Source organism: Cupriavidus sp. FW305-46 (genome assembly GCF_058787075.1).
In genome coordinates, this window is sequence record NZ_JBYSZI010000090.1 from 1 (window position 1) to 17,631 (window position 17,631).

Genomic DNA, 17,631 nt, shown 5'->3' on the forward strand with positions numbered 1-17,631 from the left:
GGCTGAGGGTGCGCGGGGCGGGTCATGCTGCCTCGGCAACGTTTCCCGGGCCTAGCGTCACGCGCGAGCGGTGCCGCAGGGGGCTGGTAGAAGTGTAGAAGGCTGCGCATGAATTCAGCTCGATGCAGCGCAGTTCGGCTTTGCGAAGCCGAATGCAACCAGCTTCATGCAGTGCCGGTCAATTACTGCATTTGCGTTATTGGATGCCGTAAGCGGGCAGGGTTAAGCTTCAGGCACGCTGAACACCCCGTTCCACGCGTACTTCACAAGCCATCGGTCTATGGACCGGTGGCTTTTTCTTTGGGGCTGCCCTGGGCGGCGGCTGTCATCTCCCGCACCATGCCGACGAAATGGTCGCGCGCCGGATGGTCCGGCGCCGTCTTCCACGCGCAGTAGACCTCCGAGCGCACCGACGCGTCGGCCAGTGGCCGGAACGCGGCCCCGGCCATGCCGGAGCGCGCCAGCGCCGCCGGCACCACCGCCACGCCCATCCCCTGCGACACCAGCGACACCACCGACAGCCAGTGCCGGACTTCATGCCGGATCTGCGGGTAGAAGCCCTGCGCGGCGCACATGTCGAAGATGCGGCTGTAGTAGTCCGGCGACGCCTTGCGCGAGAACAGCACGAACGGCTCGCCGCGCAATGCCGCCAGCGGCAACTCCGGCAGCGCGGCCAGCGCATGGTCGGCCGGCAGGCAGCAGACAAAGGGCTCGCTGTGCACCAGCGTTGCCTGCAGCGTGTCCGGCACGCGGCCGGTGTGGATAAAGGCGGCGTCGAGCTCGTCATGCAGCAGCGCGTCGATCTGCTCCTGTGAGTTGAGCTCGGTCAGCGCCACCTGGATGCCGGGATAGGCCGCCTGAAACGCGCGCAGCGTCTGTGGCAAGCCGCGATACAGCATCGAGCCGACAAAGCCCACCCGCAGCCGCCCGATCGCGCCCGCCTCGATCTCGCGTGCCAGCACCCGCGCCGCCTCGGCCTGCGCCAGCAGCGCCGTGGCCGATTCGCGGAAGGCTCGCCCGGCCGCGGTCAGCCGCACGCCGCGGCTGTCGCGGTCGAACAGCCGCGCCCCGACCGAGGCCTCCAGCTGCTGGATATTGAGCGACAGCGGCGGCTGGGAAATGGCAAGCCGGCGCGCGGCCCGGCCGAAGTGCAGTTCCTCGGCCAGCACGAGGAAGTAACGCAAGTGGCGGAATTCCATGGCGATACAGAATTTATATAGATCAAGCCAATTTTAGAATTAGACGCGAATCCTTGGGGTTTCAATAATGGAGGCCAAAGGGGCCGCAAGCCGGCACCGTCCAATCCCAGGAGACCCGCCATGCCATCCAGCGCCGTGCGCGACACCACACTTCAAGCCCCTTGCGCCGCACCGGCCGCTGCCCACCCGGTACCGGACCGCCAGGGCGGCAGCCTGTTTGCCGCCGACCCGGACCTGCGCGCGCTGCTGCCGCTCTACCTGCCGCCCGACCTGTTCAAGCACCTGCTGCCGCACCTGGAACGCATGGGTGCGCTGGCCGGCGGCGTGCTCGACGAACTGGCCGGCGTGGCCGACCGCCATCCCCCCGAACTCAGCTACCGCACCCGCGCGGGCGTGGACGCGCAGCGCATCGACAAGCATCCGGCCTATGTGGAGATGGAGCGCGTGGCCTTTGCCGAATTCGGCCTGGCGGCGGCGTCGCACCGCGGTGGCGTGCTGGGCTGGGACAAGCCCATGCCGCCTGCGGCTAAGTACGCACTCACATATCTGTTTGTGCAGGCCGAGTTCGGCCTGTGCTGCCCGCTTTCGATGACCGATTCGCTGACGCGCACGCTGCGCAAGTTCGGCGACCCGGCGCTGGTCGGGCGCTACCTGCCCAACCTGACCACCCAGGTGTTCGATGATCTGTACCAGGGCGCGATGTTCATGACCGAGCAGGGCGCCGGCTCCGACGTCGCCGCCACCGCCACCCGCGCGGTGCGCGACGCTTCGGCCGAGGGCGGCTGGCGCCTGCTGGGCGACAAGTGGTTCTGCTCCAACCCCGACGCCGCGCTGGCAATGGTGCTGGCGCGCGTGGAGGATGAGGCCGGCATCGCCGTGCCGGGCCACAAGGGCGTGTCGCTGTTCCTGCTGCCGCGCAAGCTGGCCGACGGCAGCGACAACCACTACCGCATCATCCGCCTGAAGGACAAGCTGGGCACGCGCTCGATGGCCAGCGGCGAAATCCGGCTGGAAGGTGCGCATGCCTGGCTGGTCGGCGAACCCGGCCGCGGCTTCGTGCAGATGGCCGACATGATCAACAACTCGCGCCTGTCCAACGGCGTGCGCGCCGCCGGCCTGATGCGCCGCGCGCTGACCGAGGGCCTGTTCATTGCACGCGAGCGCCAGGCGTTCGGCAAGCGCCTGCAGGACATGCCGCTGATGCGCCGCCAGCTGCTCAAGCTGACCCTGCCCACCGAGCAGGCGCGCACCATGGTGTTCCAGACCGCCGAAGCACTGCGCCGCGCCGATGCCGGCGAAGCCGACGCCTACCCGCTGATGCGCATCCTGACGCCGCTGATCAAGTTCCGCGCCTGCCGCGACGCGCGCAGGGTCACCGGCGACGCCATGGAGATCCGCGGCGGCTGCGGCTATATCGAGGAATGGAGCGATCCGCGCCTGGTGCGCGATGCCCATCTCGGCTCGATCTGGGAAGGCACCAGCAATATCGTCGCGCTTGACGTGCTGCGCGCGGTCCGCCGTGAAGGCGCGCTGCCGGTACTGCAGGCACACCTGGCCGGCCTGCTGGCCGATACGCCGATGCATGCGGCGGCGCGTGCCGTGTTCGAAGGCGCCATCGCCGCCGCTGCGAAGCTGGCCGCGCAAGCCGCTGATGCCGGCGCCGACGGCGAACTGCTGGCGCGCCAGGCGGCCTCGGCGCTGTACCACGTCACCAGCGCGGTGGCGATGGCCTGGGAGGCCGGGCGCATCGGCTCGGTGCGCCGCATGCGGCTGGCGCAGCTGGTGTTGCGCCACCGCGTGCTGCCGCAGGACCCGCTGGCCGCACAGGCCGAGCCCGAGTGGCTGGCCGAGACCGTCGCGCCGGCTGACGGCACCGTGCGCGCCGCCGGCGCGGTCGACCAGGTCAACGTGTTCTGACCGGATCCACATCCGGCACCAATCCCCCCGCAACACCATCCCGCCACCAGCGGGAGACGTCCTATACCCAGGAGACAACGCCATGAAACTCTGGCACCGCGTAGCGGCCATCGCCGCCTGCTCGCTCTGTATTGCCCCCGCCTTCGCGCAGAAGGACTTTCCGTCCAAGCCGATCATGATGGTCGTCACCTACCCGCCGGGCGGCCCCACCGATGCCATGGCGCGCACGCTTGCCGCCGCGCTCAAGACCAGCCTGGGCCAGCCGGTGGTGGTGGAAAACCGCGCCGGCGCCGGCGGCAATATCGGCGCCGAGGTGGTGGCGCGCGCCGAGCCCGACGGCTACACGCTGATGTTCGGCACTTCGGCGCCGCTGGCGATCAACGTCAGCCTGTACCGCAAGATCAACTACGACCCGGTCAAGAGCTTCGCGCCGGTGATCCAGATCGGCCAGCTGCCCAATGTGCTGGTGGTCAACCCGTCCGTGCCGGCGAAGAACGTCACGGAGCTGATCGCCTATGGCAAGGCGCACCCGGGCAAGCTGACCTATGCCTCGTCCGGCAACGGCGCCTCATCGCACCTGGCCGGGGTGCTGTTCAACAACGTCACCGGCACCGATTTCCAGCACATCCCGTACAAGGGCACCGGCCCCGCACTGAACGACCTGCTGGGCGGGCAGGTCAGCATGACCTTCACCGACGTGCTGACCGCGATGCCCTTCATCAAGAGCGGCAAGGTGCGCGCGCTGGGCGTCACCACCAAGGCGCGCTCGCAGGCGCTGCCGGACGTGCCGACCGTGGCCGAGCAGGGCGTGCCAGGTTTCGATGTATCGGTGTTCTTCGGCGTGGTCGCACCCGCCGGCACGCCGCCCGAAGTGATCGGCAAGCTCAACCGCGCCTTTGCCGATGCGCTCAAGCAGCCCGAGGTGCGCAAGACCCTGCAGGCGCAGGGCCTCGAGTTCGCGCCGTCGACCACGCCCGAGCAGCTTGGCGGCTTCGTCAAGGCCGAGGTCGGCAAGTGGCGCGCCGTGGTGCAGAAGTCCGGCGCCCAGCTCGACTGAACCGCACAGGAAAACCAGCCATGACCCAAACCAGTCCCGGCGCGCTCGCCGGCATCCGCGTGGTCGACCTGTCGCGCATCCTGGGCGGCCCATACTGCGGCCAGATCCTGGGTGACCACGGCGCCGACGTGCTCAAGATCGAACCGCCGCAGGGCGACGACACCCGCACCTGGGGGCCGCCGTTCAAGGACGGCGTGGCCTCTTACTACTTCGGCCTGAACCGCAACAAGCGCGTGATGCGGCTGGACCTGACCGCCGAGGCCGATCGTGAGGTCCTGCTTGCGCTGCTGGCCGAGGCCGACGTGCTGGTCGAGAACTTCAAGACCGGCACCATGGAGAAGTGGGGGCTGGGCTACGACACGCTGTCCGCGCGCTTCCCGCGGCTGGTCCATTGCCGCGTGTCCGGCTTCGGCGCCGATGGCTCGCTGGGCGGCCTGCCCGGCTACGACGCCGCCATCCAGGCCATGTCCGGCATCATGAGCATCAACGGCGAGGCCGATGGCGATCCGCTGCGAGTGGGTTTGCCGGTGGTGGACATGGTGACCGGCCTGAACGCCGTGATCGGCGTGCTGCTGGCACTGCAGGAGCGCGCGCGCAGCGGGCGCGGCCAGTTCGTCGAGGCCGCGCTCTATGACTCCGGCCTGTCGCTGCTGCATCCGCATGCGGCCAACTGGTTCATGAGCGGCAAGACGCCGCAGCGCACCGGCAATGCGCATCCCAACATCTACCCGTACGACACGGTGGCGACCGCCACCGACCCGATCTTCCTGGCGGTGGGCAACGACCGGCAGTTCCGCATCCTGTGCGAGCACCTGCGGCTGCCTGCGCTGGCCGATGACGAGCGCTATGCCACCGCGGGCGCGCGCTCGGTGAATCGCGTGGCGCTGAAGGCGGAACTGGAAGCCAGGCTGTGCGAGTTCGATGGCAAGGTGCTCGCCGACGAGCTGGTGGCCGCGGGCGTGCCCTGCGCGCCGGTACTGTCCGTGGCTGATGCCTTGCAGCATCCGCATACGCAGCACCGCGAGATGGTGGTGGAGATGGAGGGTGGCTACCAAGGGCTGGGTGCGCCGGTCAAGCTGAGCCGGACGCCGGCCACGTACAGGTATGCGCCGCTCACCGAAGGGGACGAGTTCCTGGATTAGACGCGACGTTGCCGCGCGGCAAACGAAAAGGCGGCCATATGGCCGCCGTTCTTCATTGATTCCTGCTACCCCATCACCCCGGGATCATCCCCGGCAACAGGTAAGCCTGCACCACCGTCATGATGCCGATGATCACGGCAAACAGCAGGCTGTGCTTGACCGTGAAGCGGAACAGCTCCGACTCCTTGCCCACCAGCCCGGTCGCCGCGCAGGCCACGGCGATCGATTGCGGCGAGATCATCTTGGCCGTGACGCCGCCGGTGGTGTTGGCGGCGACCAGCAGCGTGTCCGACACGCCGATCTGGTGCGCCGTGGTGTTCTGCAGCGCGCAGAACAGTGCATTGGACGAAGTGTCCGAACCGGTCAGGAACACCCCCAGCCAGCCCAGGAACGGCGAGAAGAACGGGAAGGCCGCGCCGGTGCCGGCCAGCAGCAGCGCCAGTGTCGACGACATGCCGGAGTAGTTGGCGACAAAGGCGAACGCCAGCACCAGGCCGATCGACAGCACTGGGCGCGCCAGTTCCACCAGGGTCTCGGCAAAGGTGGCCAGCAGCGTGCGCGGCTTCATGCGCAGCAGCACCGCCGAGATCAGCGCGGTCAGCAGGATGGCGGTGCCGACGGCGGAGAGCAGGTCGAGCTTCAGCACCGCGTCATAGGCCTTGGGCGTGGCCACGATCGGCGCGGCCTTGATCACCATCTGGTCCAGGCCCGGGATCTTGAACTTCAGCACCGTGCCCGCCAGCGCGCCATTGGCGGCAAACAGCGCCTTGAACGGCTGCAGGCTCCACACCGTGACGATCGCGGTCAGGATGCCGAACGGCGCCCACGCGCGCAGCGTCTGCGCCAGGGTGTAGGGCGAAGCCTTGCGGCTGGACATCGCACCGCCGAAACCGCCGCCGAAACCGCCGCCGAAGCCCGCCAGCGCGACGGTGCCGCCGCTGACATTGCCGGCACGCTGCGACGCGTTGCGCGGTTGCCATACCTTCAGGAACGCGGCCAGCGACACCAGGCTGACCAGCGCCGAGGTGATGTCCGGCAGCTCGGGCCCGATATGGTTGGAGGTGAAGTACTGCGTCACGGCAAAGCTGCCGCCGCACACCAGCGCCGCCGGCCAGGTTTCGCGCACGCCCTTGGCGCCGTCCATCATGAACACCAGCCAGAACGGCACCAGCAGCGACAGCAGCGGCAGCTGGCGTCCGGCCATGGCGCCGATATGGAAAGGATCGATGCCCGTCACCTGTCCGGCCACGATGATGGGGATGCCCATCGCGCCGAATGCCACCGGCGCGGTATTGGCGATCAGGCACAGGCCCGCCGCATACAGCGGGTTGAAGCCCAGGCCCACCAGCAGCGCAGCGGTGATCGCCACCGGCGCGCCGAAGCCCGCCGCGCCTTCCAGGAAGGCGCCGAAGGCAAAGCCGATCAGCAGCATCTGCAGGCGCTGGTCGTCGGTGATCGACAGCACCGAGGCGCGGATCACGTCGAACTGGCCGGTCTTGACCACGATCTTGTAGAGGAACACCGCGGTCACGATGATCCACGCGATCGGCCACAGCCCATAGGCAAAGCCGAAGCCGGCCGAGGCCAGCGCCTGCTGCGCGGGCATGCCGTAGGCGAAGATCGCCACGGCCAGCGCCAATAGCAGCGTCACGGCCGCGGCGACATGGCCCTTCATGCGCCAGACGGCCAGCGCAATGAAGAAGAACAGGATGGGAATGGCTGCCGCCAGCGACGACAGCCACAGGCTGCCCAGCGGTGTATAGATTTGGGTCCAGGGTTGCACGGTTAGTCTCCTGCTTTGGTGGTGTTTCGGGAAATCTTTGTTTTGTTGGTGAGGACTGCGGGCATCGCAATATCGCGGGCCTTGAAACTCCCGCTTGTTCGCTCCCTCTCCCGCTTGCGGGAGAGGGAGCACGCCGGCGGTACGGGAAGGGGTTTGTGGTGCTGGCCGGCGCTCTTACTCCGGCTGCCCCTTCTCTTTCAGCAAATCCGCCAGGCTCTTCGCCGCCGGCTTCAGCGGCGTGCGGTGCTGCGTCCAGCCCATCTGCTTCGACGGCGTCAGCGCGCGCAGCCGCGTGGCGGCCCAGCGGAACAGCCGGTACGTCGCCGGGTGCGAATACGCGCCGCTCCAGAAGCGCCACACCAGGTGCTCGCCGCGGCTGTACTTGGCGCCCTGGCCGCGCAGCGGGTTGGCGACCTGCTCTTCCGGATCGCGGTTGGCCTCGGTGCGCAGGCGCACCAGCAATTGCGGGATCGGGATGCGCACCGGGCACACTTCGCCGCAGGCGCCGCACAGGCTCGACGCGGTGGCCAGGTCGGCGGTGGCATCCAGCCCCAGCAGGTGCGGCGAGATGATCTTGCCGATGGGGCCGGGATAGGTCGTGCCATAGGCATGGCCGCCGATGCGCGTGTAGACCGGGCAATGGTTCATGCATGCGCCGCAGCGGATGCATTGCAGCGTCGCGCGCAGCTGCGTGTCGGCATAGGCCTGGGTGCGGCCGTTGTCGAGCAGCACCAGGTGGACCTCGCGCGGGCCGTCGCGCTCGCCCGCGCGGCGCGGCCCGGAGATCAGGTTGAAGTAGGTGGTGATGGCCTGCCCGGTGGCCGAGCGCGTCAGCAGCGTGGACAGCGGCACGATGTGTTCCAGCCGGGCCACGACCTTCTCCATGCCCATGATGGCGATATGCACGTCGGGCACGGTGGTGGAAAGCCGGCCGTTGCCTTCGTTCTCCACCAGCCACAGCGTGCCGGTGTCCGCGGCGGCGAAGTTCACGCCGGACAAGCCGATATCCGCGTCGACAAAGGCCTGGCGCAGCGCACGGCGGCCGGCCTGGATCAGCGCATCGACATCCTCGGTATAGGGCGTGTCGGGGATATGCGCCTGGAACAGCTGCGCGATATCGCCCTTGGTCTTGTGGATCGCCGGCATCACGATATGCGAGGGCTTTTCGCCGGCCAGCTGGACGATGTACTCGCCCATGTCCGACTCGATACAGTCCACCCCGCGCTCGGCCAGGTAATGGTTCAGCTCGATCTCCTCGCTGGCCATCGACTTGCCCTTGATCACGCGCTGCGCCTGCTTCGATGCCGCGATGCGGTGGATGATCGCGTTGGCTTCGTCGGCGTTCTCGGCCCAGTGCACCTGCACCCCGGCGGCGGTGAGCTTTGCCTCCAGCTGCACCAGCAGGTCCGGCAGGTTGGCCAGCGCGTGCTGGCGCACCGCCTCGCCCAGGTCGCGCAGGCGCTCCAGCTCATCCGCGTCGGGGAACTGCGCCAGGCGCTTGCCTTGCAGGAAGTCCATCGCGCCGCGAAAGCTCTGGCGCAGCTTGGGATCGTCCAGCGCTTCGCGGGCGCGTGCCTTGAAGTCCTGCGGCGGAACAAAATTCAGTGTGTGCTGGCTCATTGCCCGGCCTCCGCAGTGTCGGTCTCGATCACGACCCACAGCCGGCGCGGACCATGCGCGCCGTAGGCCAGCGTCTGCTGGATGTCGGAGGTCTTGGACGGGCCGGAGATCAGCACCAGGTTGGTCGGCATGCCGTCGGACCAGCGCTCGGTGCGCGCGGCCATATGCAGGTCGGCGTGCAGCGTCGAGGCGCGCACCAGCGCGACATGCAGCGGCGGCACCAGCGACACCGTGCGTGGCGAGCCCGCATCTGGCGCGACCACCAGCGTGCCGGTGGCGGCAATGCCGGAGCGCGACACGGTGAAGCCGGCATCGATGGTGTCGAACAGCTCCGCCTTCCAGGCTTCGATCGGGCGGTCGTAGCCGATGGCTTCGATATGGGCCGGCAAGGCGGCCGCCAGCGCGGCACCGGCCGTGCTGGCGGGATCAAGCAGCAGGCGCTTCACGCCGGCATTGGCCAGCTCAGTGGCCAGCAATGCCGGCCAGGCCGCTTCGCTGGCGCACCAGACCTCGGCATGCAGGCCTTGCAGTGCCGCCTGCATCGCGTCGACCAGTTCGCCAACGGCTGGCGTGCCGTGGCGGCGTGCCTCGAAATGGCCGTCGATGCGGCGGTCGAGTTCCGCTGTGCCTTGGGAAGGCGCAGGCGCGGCGGCGCGCAGCCGGCCGAGCATGCGTTCGCGGGCGCCGGGCGTGCTCATGCGGCACCTCCGCTACGGCGCCACAGGAAGGTGGCCAGGTGCTCCACCTGCAGCGGGGCGCGGTCATGTGCCGCGGTATGGCCGATATTGAGCAGGCAGCCGCAGTCGGCCGAGACCAGCCGGTCGCAGCCGGTGGCGCAGGCCGAGGCCACCTTGTCGCGCACCATGGCGCCGGAGATATCGGGATGCTTGAGCGAGAAGGTGCCGCCGAAGCCGCAGCATTCTGATTCGCGTTCATGCTCCACGCGGGTCACGCCCGGCAGCGCGTCGACCAGGGCCACGCCGTGCTGGCGCGTACCCATTTCTCGACGGGCGCCGCACGAGGTATGCAGCACGATGCGCTCCTGCGGCTGGCCCGCCGCTGCGGCATCGCCAAAGTCCACCTTCAGCACATGCAGCAGGAATTCGCCCAGTTCATAGATGCGTCCGGCCAGTTCCAGTGCCTTGGGGCCGGCCACCGGATCGTCGGCAAAGAGCTGCGGCCAGTGGTGGCGCATCATGCCCGCGCACGAGCCCGATGGCACGATCACCGGCCAGGGCTGGCTGAACAGGTCGAGTTGGGCGCGCGCCACCGCACGGGCCGCGTCGGGGTTGCCGCTGCTGTAGGCGGGCTGGCCGCAGCAACTCTGGCCGCGCGGGAAGTGCACGGTGAGCCCTTCGCGTTCAAGCAGCCGCACGGCGTCGAGGCCGGCCTGCGGCACGAACATGTCGACCAGGCAGGTGGCAAACAGGTAGGCCTGCGTGGGGGCAGGGCCGGTGGGGTACTGACGATCCTTCATGTCTCGCTCCGGACGTGCTGGGGTCGCACGTTTCGGCGCATAATTCCCGCTTCCGCGCGGCGGTACAAATTGGTTGGACCAATCTGCGCAACGACGCGCGCAAGCTCAGGAGCGAGGACACACGGCATGACGGCAGCGGCAGCAAGGCACGGGCGCACCCGTGGGCGCGTGGAGTCGGTCATGCGCCGGATCGAGACCGCGCTGCTCGACGGCACCTGGCCGCCCGGCACGCGGCTGCCGGCCGAGCGGGTGCTGGCCGGGCAATACGAGGTCGCGCGCAACACCGTGCGCGAGGCGATCCAGCGCCTCGCCGCGCGCGGCCTGCTGCAGAGCCGGCGCGGTGCCGGGGTCTACGCCACCGACCAGCTGCGCGCCGGCATTGCCTCGCCCTGGGGCCAGCTGGTGGCCGACCACCCCGCACTGCGCGACGACATCCTGGAGTTCCGCCGCGTGCTGGAGGGCGCGACCGCGTATTTTGCGGCGCTGCGCGCGGATGCCGCTGACGTGAAGCGGATCCGCGCCCTGATGGCCGAGCTGGAACGCGCGCGCGCCGCCGACGACAAGCAGGCAGAGGCCGATGCCGATGCGCAGCTGCACGACGCCATTGCCCAGGCCTCGCACAACACCATGTTCCTGCACCTGCATACCAGCGTGATCGGCATGCTGCGCGAGCACATCACCATCAATGGCACCGGCCTGCGCGAACAGGACGACGGCGCGTCAGACCTGCTGCTGCTGCAGCACCGCACGCTGTGCGATGCGATTTGCGCGCGGCGCCCGGAAGAGGCGCGCACCGCCATGCAGACCCATATCGACTTCGTGCGCAGCCGGGTGGAGCAGGACGGCGCCTGAGCAGGTATTGGTCCTACCAGCGCCGCGGCGAGCCGGCTGCGGCACTCAGATCAGTCCGGCGCCGGCCAGTTCCCGCTTCAGGTAGGCATAGAAGATCGGTCCGGCGATCACGCCCGGGATGCCGAACAGCGTTTCCATCAGCAGCATCACCATCAGCAGTTCCCACGCCGCGGCCTGGATGCGCGCACCGATGATGCGCGCGTTCAGGAAGTACTCCAGCTTGTGGATCACCACCAGGAACACCAGCGACGCCACCGCGATCGGCAGCGACACCGACAGGGAGGCCACCACGATGGCGGTATTGGAAATCAGGTTGCCCAGCACCGGCAGCAGCCCGGCAACGAAGGTGATCACCACCAGCGTCTTGGTCAGCGGCAGGTGCACGCCAAAGAGCGGCAGCACCAGCAGCAGGTAGATCGCCGTCAGCACGGTGTTGATGGTGGAGATCTGGATCTGCGCGAAGATGAACTGCGAGAACGCCTGCTGCAGCGCGCGTGCGCGCGCCACCAGCGCCGCGGCCAGCGGACGGCGATTGGGCCGAACCACCGCGCGATACAGCGCCACCATCGCGCCGATCACCAGCCCGATCAGGATATGCACCAGCGTGCGCAGCACCTCGGCGCCCAGCTTCTGCGCCATCGCGGCATGCTCGCGCAGCGTCTCGATCAGCGTGTTGGCCAGCTCGTCCACGCCCTTGGGCAGCGCATCGCTAAGCCACGGCGGCATCTGCCCGCGCGAGCGGTCGATGATGTCGGCCACATGGTTGAGCAGCCCGTCCAGGGTATTGCCCTCGCCACTGACAAAGCGCACCAGCAGCCAGCCCGCCAGCGTCAGCCCCAGCAGGATCAGCGCCGACAGGATGGCCACGGCCAGGGCGTCGTGGCGCTGGTGCAGGCGCTGCAGGCGCGGCGCCAGCACGTCCACCAGCGAGTACAGCAGCAGCCCGGACAGCAATGCCGCCACCAGGTTGGCGTGGAGCACGGTCCACAGCGCCAGGGCGGTCAGCAGGTAGGCGACGGTGCCGACGCTGTACCACGCGGCCGGCAGCAAGCGCGGGGTGGTGGTCGGGTCGGGGTCTTTCATCGAGGTCTCCGGCATGCAAATTGCTCAAAATTTATTCTGAATTCTCGCCGATCCAGATGTTGTTCCTGAGTCAGGCCGTGTGCGCTGAGGCGATGTTGGCATCACGGCACACGCAAAGGCTGTCTATATTAGGGGGAATCGCGCCCGGCAAGGCGCCCGGCGCACCGCTGTCATCGTTTTCCCCAGAGTCCAGGAACGGAACGCATGGCCTACACCCACACCATCGGCACCCACCGCCACGTCTTTGCCGACCTGCGCACGCTGCTGGCCCGGGCCAGCCCGGCGCGCTCCGGCGACGCGCTGGCGGGCGTTGCCGCGGCCAGCGAGCAGGAGCGGATGGCCGCGCGGCTGGCGCTGGCAGAGGTGCCGCTCAAGCAGTTCCTGACCGAGGCGCTGGTGCCGTACGAGGACGACGAGGTCACGCGCCTGATCCTGGACCGGCATGATGGCGCGGCCTTTGCCGCCATCGGCGCCACTACCGTGGGCGACCTGCGCAACTGGCTGCTGCTGCATGAAACCGACAGCGCCACGCTGGCGCGGGTGGCGCCGGGCATCACCCCGGAGATGGCCGCCGCGGTCAGCAAGCTGATGCGCAACCAGGACCTGGTGGCGGTGGCGCGCAAATGCCAGGTGGTGACGCGCTTTCGCAGCACGGTGGGGCTGCCGGGCCGGCTCTCGGTGCGGCTGCAGCCCAACCACCCGACCGACGATCCCAAGGGCATTGCCGCGTCGATCATCGACGGGCTGCTCTATGGCTGCGGCGATGCCACCATCGGCGTCAACCCGGCTTCGGACAACCTGGGCGCCATCGTCTCGCTGCTGCGCATGATCGACGAGCTGCGCAGCCGCTTCGACATCCCCACGCAATCCTGCGTGCTGACCCACGTCACCAATACCCTGCGCGCGATCGGGCAGGGCGCGCCGGTGGATCTGGTGTTCCAGTCGGTGGCCGGCAGCGAGCGCGCCAACGCGGCCTTCGGCATCAGCCTGGCGCTGCTGGCCGAGGCGCACGACGCCGCGCAGGCGCTGGCGCGCGGCACCGTTGGCGACAACCTGATGTACTTCGAGACCGGGCAGGGCAGCGCACTGTCGGCCAATGCGCACCACGGCGTCGACCAGCAGACCATGGAGGCGCGCGCCTACGCGGTGGCGCGCGCGTTCGCGCCGCTGCTGGTCAATACGGTGGTGGGCTTTATCGGTCCCGAATACCTGTACGACGGCAAGCAGATCATTCGCGCCGGTCTGGAAGACCACTTCTGCGGCAAGCTGATGGGGGTGCCGATGGGCTGCGACGTCTGCTACACCAACCATGCCGAGGCCGACCAGGACGACATGGACACGCTGCTGACGCTGTTCGGCGTGGCCGGCATCAATTTCATCATGGGCGTGCCCGGCGCCGACGACATCATGCTGAACTACCAGAGCACCTCGTTCCACGATGCGCTGTACCTGCGCGAGGTGCTGGGGCTGCGCCCCGCGCCGGAGTTCGAGGCCTGGCTGCAGCGCATGGGCATTGCCGATGCCAGCGGCAGGCTGCTCGAGCCCGCCGCGCGCCAGCCGCTGCTGCAGATGGCCCACAGCCTGTAAGGTGCAGCCGATGACGGACAGACGCCCGCCACCCGCCGATCCCGCCAACGCCGATGCCGACCCGTGGCAACGCCTGCGCCAGTTCACGCGCGCGCGTGTAGCGCTGGGCCGTACCGGCCACAGCCAGACCACCGATGCGGTGCTGGCCTTCGGGCTGGCCCATGCGCAGGCGCGCGATGCGGTGCACCTGCCGCTGGACGTGGGCGCGGTCACCGCGGCGCTGGATGCGGCGGGGGTACAGAACCTCGCCGTGCACAGCGCTGCGCCGGACCGCGCGCACTACCTGCGGCGCCCCGACCTGGGCCGGCGCCTGGACGATGCCAGCCGCGCGCGGCTGGCCGCGGCACGGCCTGGCGAGGCGCCCGATGTGGTGTTCGTGGTTGCCGACGGCCTGTCCGCGCTGGCCACGCAGACGCACGCGCTGCCATTGCTCGATGCCACCCGCCCGCGCCTGCCGCCGACATGGCGCATCGGCCCGGTGGTGGTGGCCGAGCAGTCGCGCGTGGCGCTGGGCGACGAGATCGGCGAGCTGCTGGGCGCGCGCCAGGTGGTGATGCTGATCGGCGAACGGCCGGGCCTGAGTTCTCCCGACAGCCTTGGCATCTACCTGACCCATGCGCCGCGCACGGGCCGCACCGATGCCGAGCGCAACTGCATCTCCAACGTGCGCCCCGAAGGCCTGCCGTATGCGCAGGCCGCCGACCGGCTGGCCTTCCTGCTGCGCGGCGCGGCGGCATTGGGCCGCTCGGGCGTGGACCTGAAGGACGACAGCGTGCCGGCGTTGCCTGAAGGCTGAAACGTCTGCCTCACTCACCCGCCCGCCAGCATGCAAAACGGCCGCCACGCGGGTTCGCAACCGCGTGGCGGCCGTTCAGTGGCCAATAAAATGCGCCGCTTACATCATGCGGCGCGAAAACTGCCCGTGCCCAGCGTCCGACATCAACTTCGAGAACTGCTCGCCGCTCATGTGCACCAGTTCCTGGTGGTCACCGCCTTCGAAATACACGTCGGGCTGCGCCATCAGGCTGTCGTCCACATAGGTCTGCATGCCGTAGGCCATCGCCACCGGCGGGATCGCGCCGAGGTCGCAATCCTTGAAGATCTCGCGGATCTCGTCCTCATGCGCCAGCACCAGATTGCGCCCGGTCTGTTCGCAGATGGCGGCCATGTGCAGATGGTGGCTTGAAGGAATCACGGCAGCGACATAGCCGCGGTCATCCTCCAGCAACAGCGTCTTGGCCAGCCGGTCCCCGGGAACATGCGCTGCCTCGGCAGTGGCCATGCTGCTGAGGGTGTAGGGGTGGCGGATGATGTCGTACTGGGTGTTCTTGCTGCTCAGGCAGCTTGCAAGCGTGCTAGCCAGGGCCATGGTAGCTCCTCAGGTGCGGATGCGCCGACGGTTATCCTTGTGCTCCTACTATAGTCCGTGGCGACCACTGCCGAAGGCACCGCTAGCGGTGCAGCCGCGGCCACACTGCCTGCAGCTCGGTCTTCAGGAAGTTCAGCAGGTAGCGCGTGGCCAGCGTCTGGTAGCGGTTGGGCATGGTCAGCATGTAGAGCTTGCTGCCGAACACGCTGATGCGGTAGTCGCACAGCAGCGGCACCAGGGCGCCGCTGTCCAGTTCCGCGCCGATCGCATAGATCGGGAAGATGCCGATGCCCAGGCCCGCCAGCACCGCCTCTTTCAGGAAGGCAAAGTTCTCGGAGGTGAGCGTTGGCTCCAGCACCACCTGCTCACGGGTCTCACCGCCGTCGCCGCCGCCACTGTGCCGGATGCCCGTTGCCTTGAGCTTCTGCCCCTCGGGCGACGCGCACACGAACGCATGCCCCTGCAGCTCGGCCAGCGCTTGCGGCGCCAGGTGGCCGGCGAGGTAGGCTGGCGACGCGCACACGATCCAGTCGACTTCGCCGATCTCGGTGGCGACCACTGAATCCGGCGGGGTGGAGATGATGCGCAGGGCCACTTCGACGTCCTCGGACACCAGGTTGTGCACACGGTTGTCGAAGACCACGTCGAGCGTGATGTCGGGATAGCGCTGCTTGAACAGCACCAGCAGCGGCGACAGCAGTGAATGGCCCAGCCCGGTAGGCACCGAGAGCCGCACATGGCCCTTCAGGCTTTTGCCCATATTACTGATCAGTGCATTGGCGGCGGCCACCTCGCCGAGGATGTTGCGGCCGTGCTCGTACAGGCCGGCACCGACCGGAGTCGGCTCGACATGGCGCGTGGTCCGGCGCAGCAGCTGCACACCCAGCTCTTCTTCGAGCGCCTTGAGCCGGTAGCTGACATTGGCGCGCGTCATCTTGAGCTTGCGCGCGGCCGCGCTCAGGTTGCCCGCATCGACGATGTCGACGAACAGGCGCAGGGCGTTCAGGTCCATGGGGTGATCAATGAAAGAGGGGGGCGATTACGGCCCCGTATATTGCCATGCTCTTGGCGGCGTCCCGCGGCATTGCACCGCGGGGTGCGCATCAATGCTCGTGATGCAGGTATCTGGCCTGGCGCGGCAGGCGCAGGCTGACGAAGAAGGCAATCACCATCATCGCCGTCACGTACCAGTAGAACGCGGTCTCGTGGCCTAGCGTCTTCATGCCCAGCGCCACATACTCGGCCGAGCCGCCGAAGATCGCGTTGGCGATGGCATAGGCCAGGCCCACGCCCAGCGCGCGCACCTCGGGCGGGAACATCTCGGCCTTCACGATGCCGCTGATCGAGGTGTAGAAGCTGACGATGGCCAGCGCCACGGCAATCAGCACAAAGGCAAGCTCAGGGCTGCTGACCGTGCCCAGCGCGGTCAGGATCGGCACCGTGCAGAGCGCACCCAGCGCGCCGAACAGCAGCATGTTGGTGCGCCGGCCGATGCGGTCGGAGAGCGCGCCGAACACCGGCTGCATGCACATGTACAGGAACAGGCATCCCGTCATCACATAGCTGGCGGTCTTGATCGACATGCCGGCAGTGTTGACCAGGTACTTCTGCATATACGTGGTGAAGGTGTAGAAGATCAGCGAGCCGCCCGCGGTATAGCCCAGCACGGTGAAGAAGGCGGCCTTGTGGTGGCGGAACAGCGCGGCCACGCTGCCGGCTTCCTTGTTGCCGCGGGTGGCTGCCGACGAGGTCTCGTGCAGCGTGCGGCGCAGGAACAGCGCCACCACCGCGGTGACCGCGCCGACCACGAACGGGATGCGCCAGCCCCAGGCCTTCAGTTCGGACTCGTCCAGCAGCTGCTGCAGGATCACCACCACCAGCACTGCCAGCAACTGGCCGCCGATCAGCGTCACATACTGGAACGACGAGAAGAAGCCGCGCCGGCCGCGCAGCGCCACCTCGCTCATATAGGTGGCGGTGGTGCCGTATTCGCCGCCGACCGACACGCCCTGCACCAGGCGCGCGAGCAGCAACAGCGCCGGCGCCCAGTTGCCGATGCTGTCATAGGTGGGCAAGCAGGCAATCAGCAGCGAGCCGGCACACATCATGATCACCGAGATCAGCATCGAGTTCTTGCGGCCATGGCGGTCGGCGATGGTGCCGAACAGCCAGCCGCCAATGGGCCGCATCAGGAAGCCGGCGGCAAACACGCCGGCGGTGTTCAGCAGCTGCGCGGTGGGATCGGACTTGGGGAAGAACGACGGCGCGAAGTAGATCGCGCAGAAGGCGTAGACGTAGAAGTCGAACCATTCGACCAGGTTGCCCGACGAGGCGGCGACGATGGCGTAGACGCGCTTGCGCACTTCTTCGCGGCTCGGGGCGGCCGTTTGGGCTGGAGTAGCGGTGAGATCGGTCATGTTGTTGTGTGCAGTCAGGGGCGGCGCAGGGCAGCCGCGGGTCAGGTCGCGCTGCGCAGTGCTGGCGGCAGATGCCGGAAGACATGGCGGCCGCAGGGCACCGGAACGGTGGGGGCGGCAAGGGGAAC

Annotated in this window: 15 protein-coding genes; 6 read left to right on the plus strand and 9 right to left on the minus strand. The window is 68.3% G+C overall.

The annotated features are described in order from the left end of the window. Positions 1 to 278: 278 nt before the first annotated feature. On the minus strand, positions 279 to 1,199 hold the full coding sequence (locus AC3WON_RS28860) for a LysR family transcriptional regulator (RefSeq protein ID WP_492353277.1): 921 nt from the start codon (positions 1,197 to 1,199) through the stop codon (positions 279 to 281). A 120-nt stretch (positions 1,200 to 1,319) separates the two neighbouring features. Between AC3WON_RS28860 and AC3WON_RS28865 the strand changes: the two genes are divergently transcribed. The 3 genes from AC3WON_RS28865 (at position 1,320) to AC3WON_RS28875 (ending at position 5,315) form a co-directional block, all read left to right on the plus strand. Beyond that, the gene (locus AC3WON_RS28865) at positions 1,320 to 3,116 is read left to right on the plus strand and encodes an acyl-CoA dehydrogenase family protein (protein ID WP_492353278.1); all 1,797 of its coding nucleotides are present in this window, start codon (positions 1,320 to 1,322) and stop codon (positions 3,114 to 3,116) included. Between the two features lie 82 nt (positions 3,117 to 3,198). Further along, a complete protein-coding gene (locus tag AC3WON_RS28870) occupies positions 3,199 to 4,173 on the plus strand; it encodes a Bug family tripartite tricarboxylate transporter substrate binding protein (protein ID WP_013951795.1) in 975 nt (324 codons plus the stop codon). Between the two features lie 20 nt (positions 4,174 to 4,193). Next, positions 4,194 to 5,315: a CaiB/BaiF CoA transferase family protein gene (locus AC3WON_RS28875; RefSeq protein WP_492353279.1), complete on the plus strand. Its 1,122-nt coding sequence runs from the start codon at positions 4,194 to 4,196 to the stop codon at positions 5,313 to 5,315. Between the two features lie 73 nt (positions 5,316 to 5,388). Here AC3WON_RS28875 and AC3WON_RS28880 read toward each other — a convergent pair whose 3' ends face one another. The 4 genes from AC3WON_RS28880 to AC3WON_RS28895 form a co-directional block, all read right to left on the minus strand. Further along, complete coding sequence (locus tag AC3WON_RS28880) at positions 5,389 to 7,098, minus strand: lactate permease LctP family transporter (RefSeq protein WP_492319325.1); 1,710 nt, start codon at positions 7,096 to 7,098, stop codon at positions 5,389 to 5,391. Positions 7,099 to 7,272: 174 nt separating this feature from the next. After that, positions 7,273 to 8,718 (minus strand): LutB/LldF family L-lactate oxidation iron-sulfur protein, encoded by a 1,446-nt coding sequence (locus AC3WON_RS28885; RefSeq protein ID WP_492353280.1) that lies wholly within the window; start codon positions 8,716 to 8,718, stop codon positions 7,273 to 7,275. Next, positions 8,715 to 9,416 carry a LutC/YkgG family protein gene (locus AC3WON_RS28890; protein ID WP_492319324.1) on the minus strand — a complete coding sequence of 234 codons (702 nt, stop codon included), beginning with the start codon at positions 9,414 to 9,416 and terminating at the stop codon, positions 8,715 to 8,717. Before AC3WON_RS28890 ends, AC3WON_RS28885 begins: the two co-directional genes overlap by 4 nt. Next, on the minus strand, positions 9,413 to 10,195 hold the full coding sequence (locus AC3WON_RS28895; RefSeq protein WP_492319323.1) for a (Fe-S)-binding protein: 783 nt from the start codon (positions 10,193 to 10,195) through the stop codon (positions 9,413 to 9,415). Before AC3WON_RS28895 ends, AC3WON_RS28890 begins: the two co-directional genes overlap by 4 nt. Before the next feature lie 126 nt (positions 10,196 to 10,321). On the opposite strand from AC3WON_RS28895, the gene AC3WON_RS28900 reads away from it, so the two are divergent. Further along, positions 10,322 to 11,047, plus strand: coding sequence for a FadR/GntR family transcriptional regulator (locus AC3WON_RS28900; RefSeq protein ID WP_013951801.1), 726 nt, complete (start codon positions 10,322 to 10,324; stop codon positions 11,045 to 11,047). Positions 11,048 to 11,092: 45 nt separating this feature from the next. Here the strand turns inward: AC3WON_RS28900 and AC3WON_RS28905 are convergent, their stop codons facing one another. Next, positions 11,093 to 12,130: an AI-2E family transporter gene (locus AC3WON_RS28905; protein WP_492319322.1), complete on the minus strand. Its 1,038-nt coding sequence runs from the start codon at positions 12,128 to 12,130 to the stop codon at positions 11,093 to 11,095. Between the two features lie 204 nt (positions 12,131 to 12,334). On the opposite strand from AC3WON_RS28905, the gene AC3WON_RS28910 reads away from it, so the two are divergent. Together AC3WON_RS28910 and eutC are read left to right on the plus strand one after the other, a co-directional pair. Further along, positions 12,335 to 13,717 carry an ethanolamine ammonia-lyase subunit EutB gene (locus AC3WON_RS28910; RefSeq protein ID WP_492319321.1) on the plus strand — a complete coding sequence of 461 codons (1,383 nt, stop codon included), beginning with the start codon at positions 12,335 to 12,337 and terminating at the stop codon, positions 13,715 to 13,717. A 10-nt stretch (positions 13,718 to 13,727) separates the two neighbouring features. Further along, the gene (gene eutC, locus AC3WON_RS28915; protein ID WP_492353281.1) at positions 13,728 to 14,513 is read left to right on the plus strand and encodes an ethanolamine ammonia-lyase subunit EutC; all 786 of its coding nucleotides are present in this window, start codon (positions 13,728 to 13,730) and stop codon (positions 14,511 to 14,513) included. A gap of 99 nt (positions 14,514 to 14,612) precedes the next feature. On the opposite strand, the gene AC3WON_RS28920 is transcribed toward eutC, so the two are convergent. The 3 genes from AC3WON_RS28920 to AC3WON_RS28930 form a co-directional block, all read right to left on the minus strand. Further along, a complete protein-coding gene (locus AC3WON_RS28920; protein ID WP_010814055.1) occupies positions 14,613 to 15,086 on the minus strand; it encodes an aminoacyl-tRNA deacylase in 474 nt (157 codons plus the stop codon). A gap of 82 nt (positions 15,087 to 15,168) precedes the next feature. Then, entirely contained in the window at positions 15,169 to 16,098 is a 930-nt protein-coding gene (locus tag AC3WON_RS28925; RefSeq protein WP_492353282.1) for a LysR family transcriptional regulator, read from the minus strand. A 91-nt stretch (positions 16,099 to 16,189) separates the two neighbouring features. Next, positions 16,190 to 17,503: an MFS family transporter gene (locus tag AC3WON_RS28930; RefSeq protein ID WP_492353283.1), complete on the minus strand. Its 1,314-nt coding sequence runs from the start codon at positions 17,501 to 17,503 to the stop codon at positions 16,190 to 16,192. Positions 17,504 to 17,631: the final 128 nt, after the last annotated feature.

Bases quoted from the DNA above. Each gene is read 5' to 3' on its own strand.
- AC3WON_RS28920 (WP_010814055.1), bottom strand. From the start codon at position 15,086: ATGGCCCTGGCTAGCACGCTTGCAAGCTGCCTGAGCAGCAAGAACACC.
- AC3WON_RS28865 (WP_492353278.1), top strand. From the start codon at position 1,320: ATGCCATCCAGCGCCGTGCGCGACACCACACTTCAAGCCCCTTGCGCC.
- AC3WON_RS28930 (WP_492353283.1), bottom strand. From the start codon at position 17,503: ATGACCGATCTCACCGCTACTCCAGCCCAAACGGCCGCCCCGAGCCGC.
- AC3WON_RS28900 (WP_013951801.1), top strand. From the start codon at position 10,322: ATGACGGCAGCGGCAGCAAGGCACGGGCGCACCCGTGGGCGCGTGGAG.
- eutC (WP_492353281.1), top strand. From the start codon at position 13,728: ATGACGGACAGACGCCCGCCACCCGCCGATCCCGCCAACGCCGATGCC.
- AC3WON_RS28885 (WP_492353280.1), bottom strand. From the start codon at position 8,718: ATGAGCCAGCACACACTGAATTTTGTTCCGCCGCAGGACTTCAAGGCA.
- AC3WON_RS28910 (WP_492319321.1), top strand. From the start codon at position 12,335: ATGGCCTACACCCACACCATCGGCACCCACCGCCACGTCTTTGCCGAC.
- AC3WON_RS28925 (WP_492353282.1), bottom strand. From the start codon at position 16,098: ATGGACCTGAACGCCCTGCGCCTGTTCGTCGACATCGTCGATGCGGGC.
- AC3WON_RS28875 (WP_492353279.1), top strand. From the start codon at position 4,194: ATGACCCAAACCAGTCCCGGCGCGCTCGCCGGCATCCGCGTGGTCGAC.
- AC3WON_RS28870 (WP_013951795.1), top strand. From the start codon at position 3,199: ATGAAACTCTGGCACCGCGTAGCGGCCATCGCCGCCTGCTCGCTCTGT.
- AC3WON_RS28860 (WP_492353277.1), bottom strand. From the start codon at position 1,199: ATGGAATTCCGCCACTTGCGTTACTTCCTCGTGCTGGCCGAGGAACTG.
- AC3WON_RS28905 (WP_492319322.1), bottom strand. From the start codon at position 12,130: ATGAAAGACCCCGACCCGACCACCACCCCGCGCTTGCTGCCGGCCGCG.
- AC3WON_RS28895 (WP_492319323.1), bottom strand. From the start codon at position 10,195: ATGAAGGATCGTCAGTACCCCACCGGCCCTGCCCCCACGCAGGCCTAC.
- AC3WON_RS28890 (WP_492319324.1), bottom strand. From the start codon at position 9,416: ATGAGCACGCCCGGCGCCCGCGAACGCATGCTCGGCCGGCTGCGCGCC.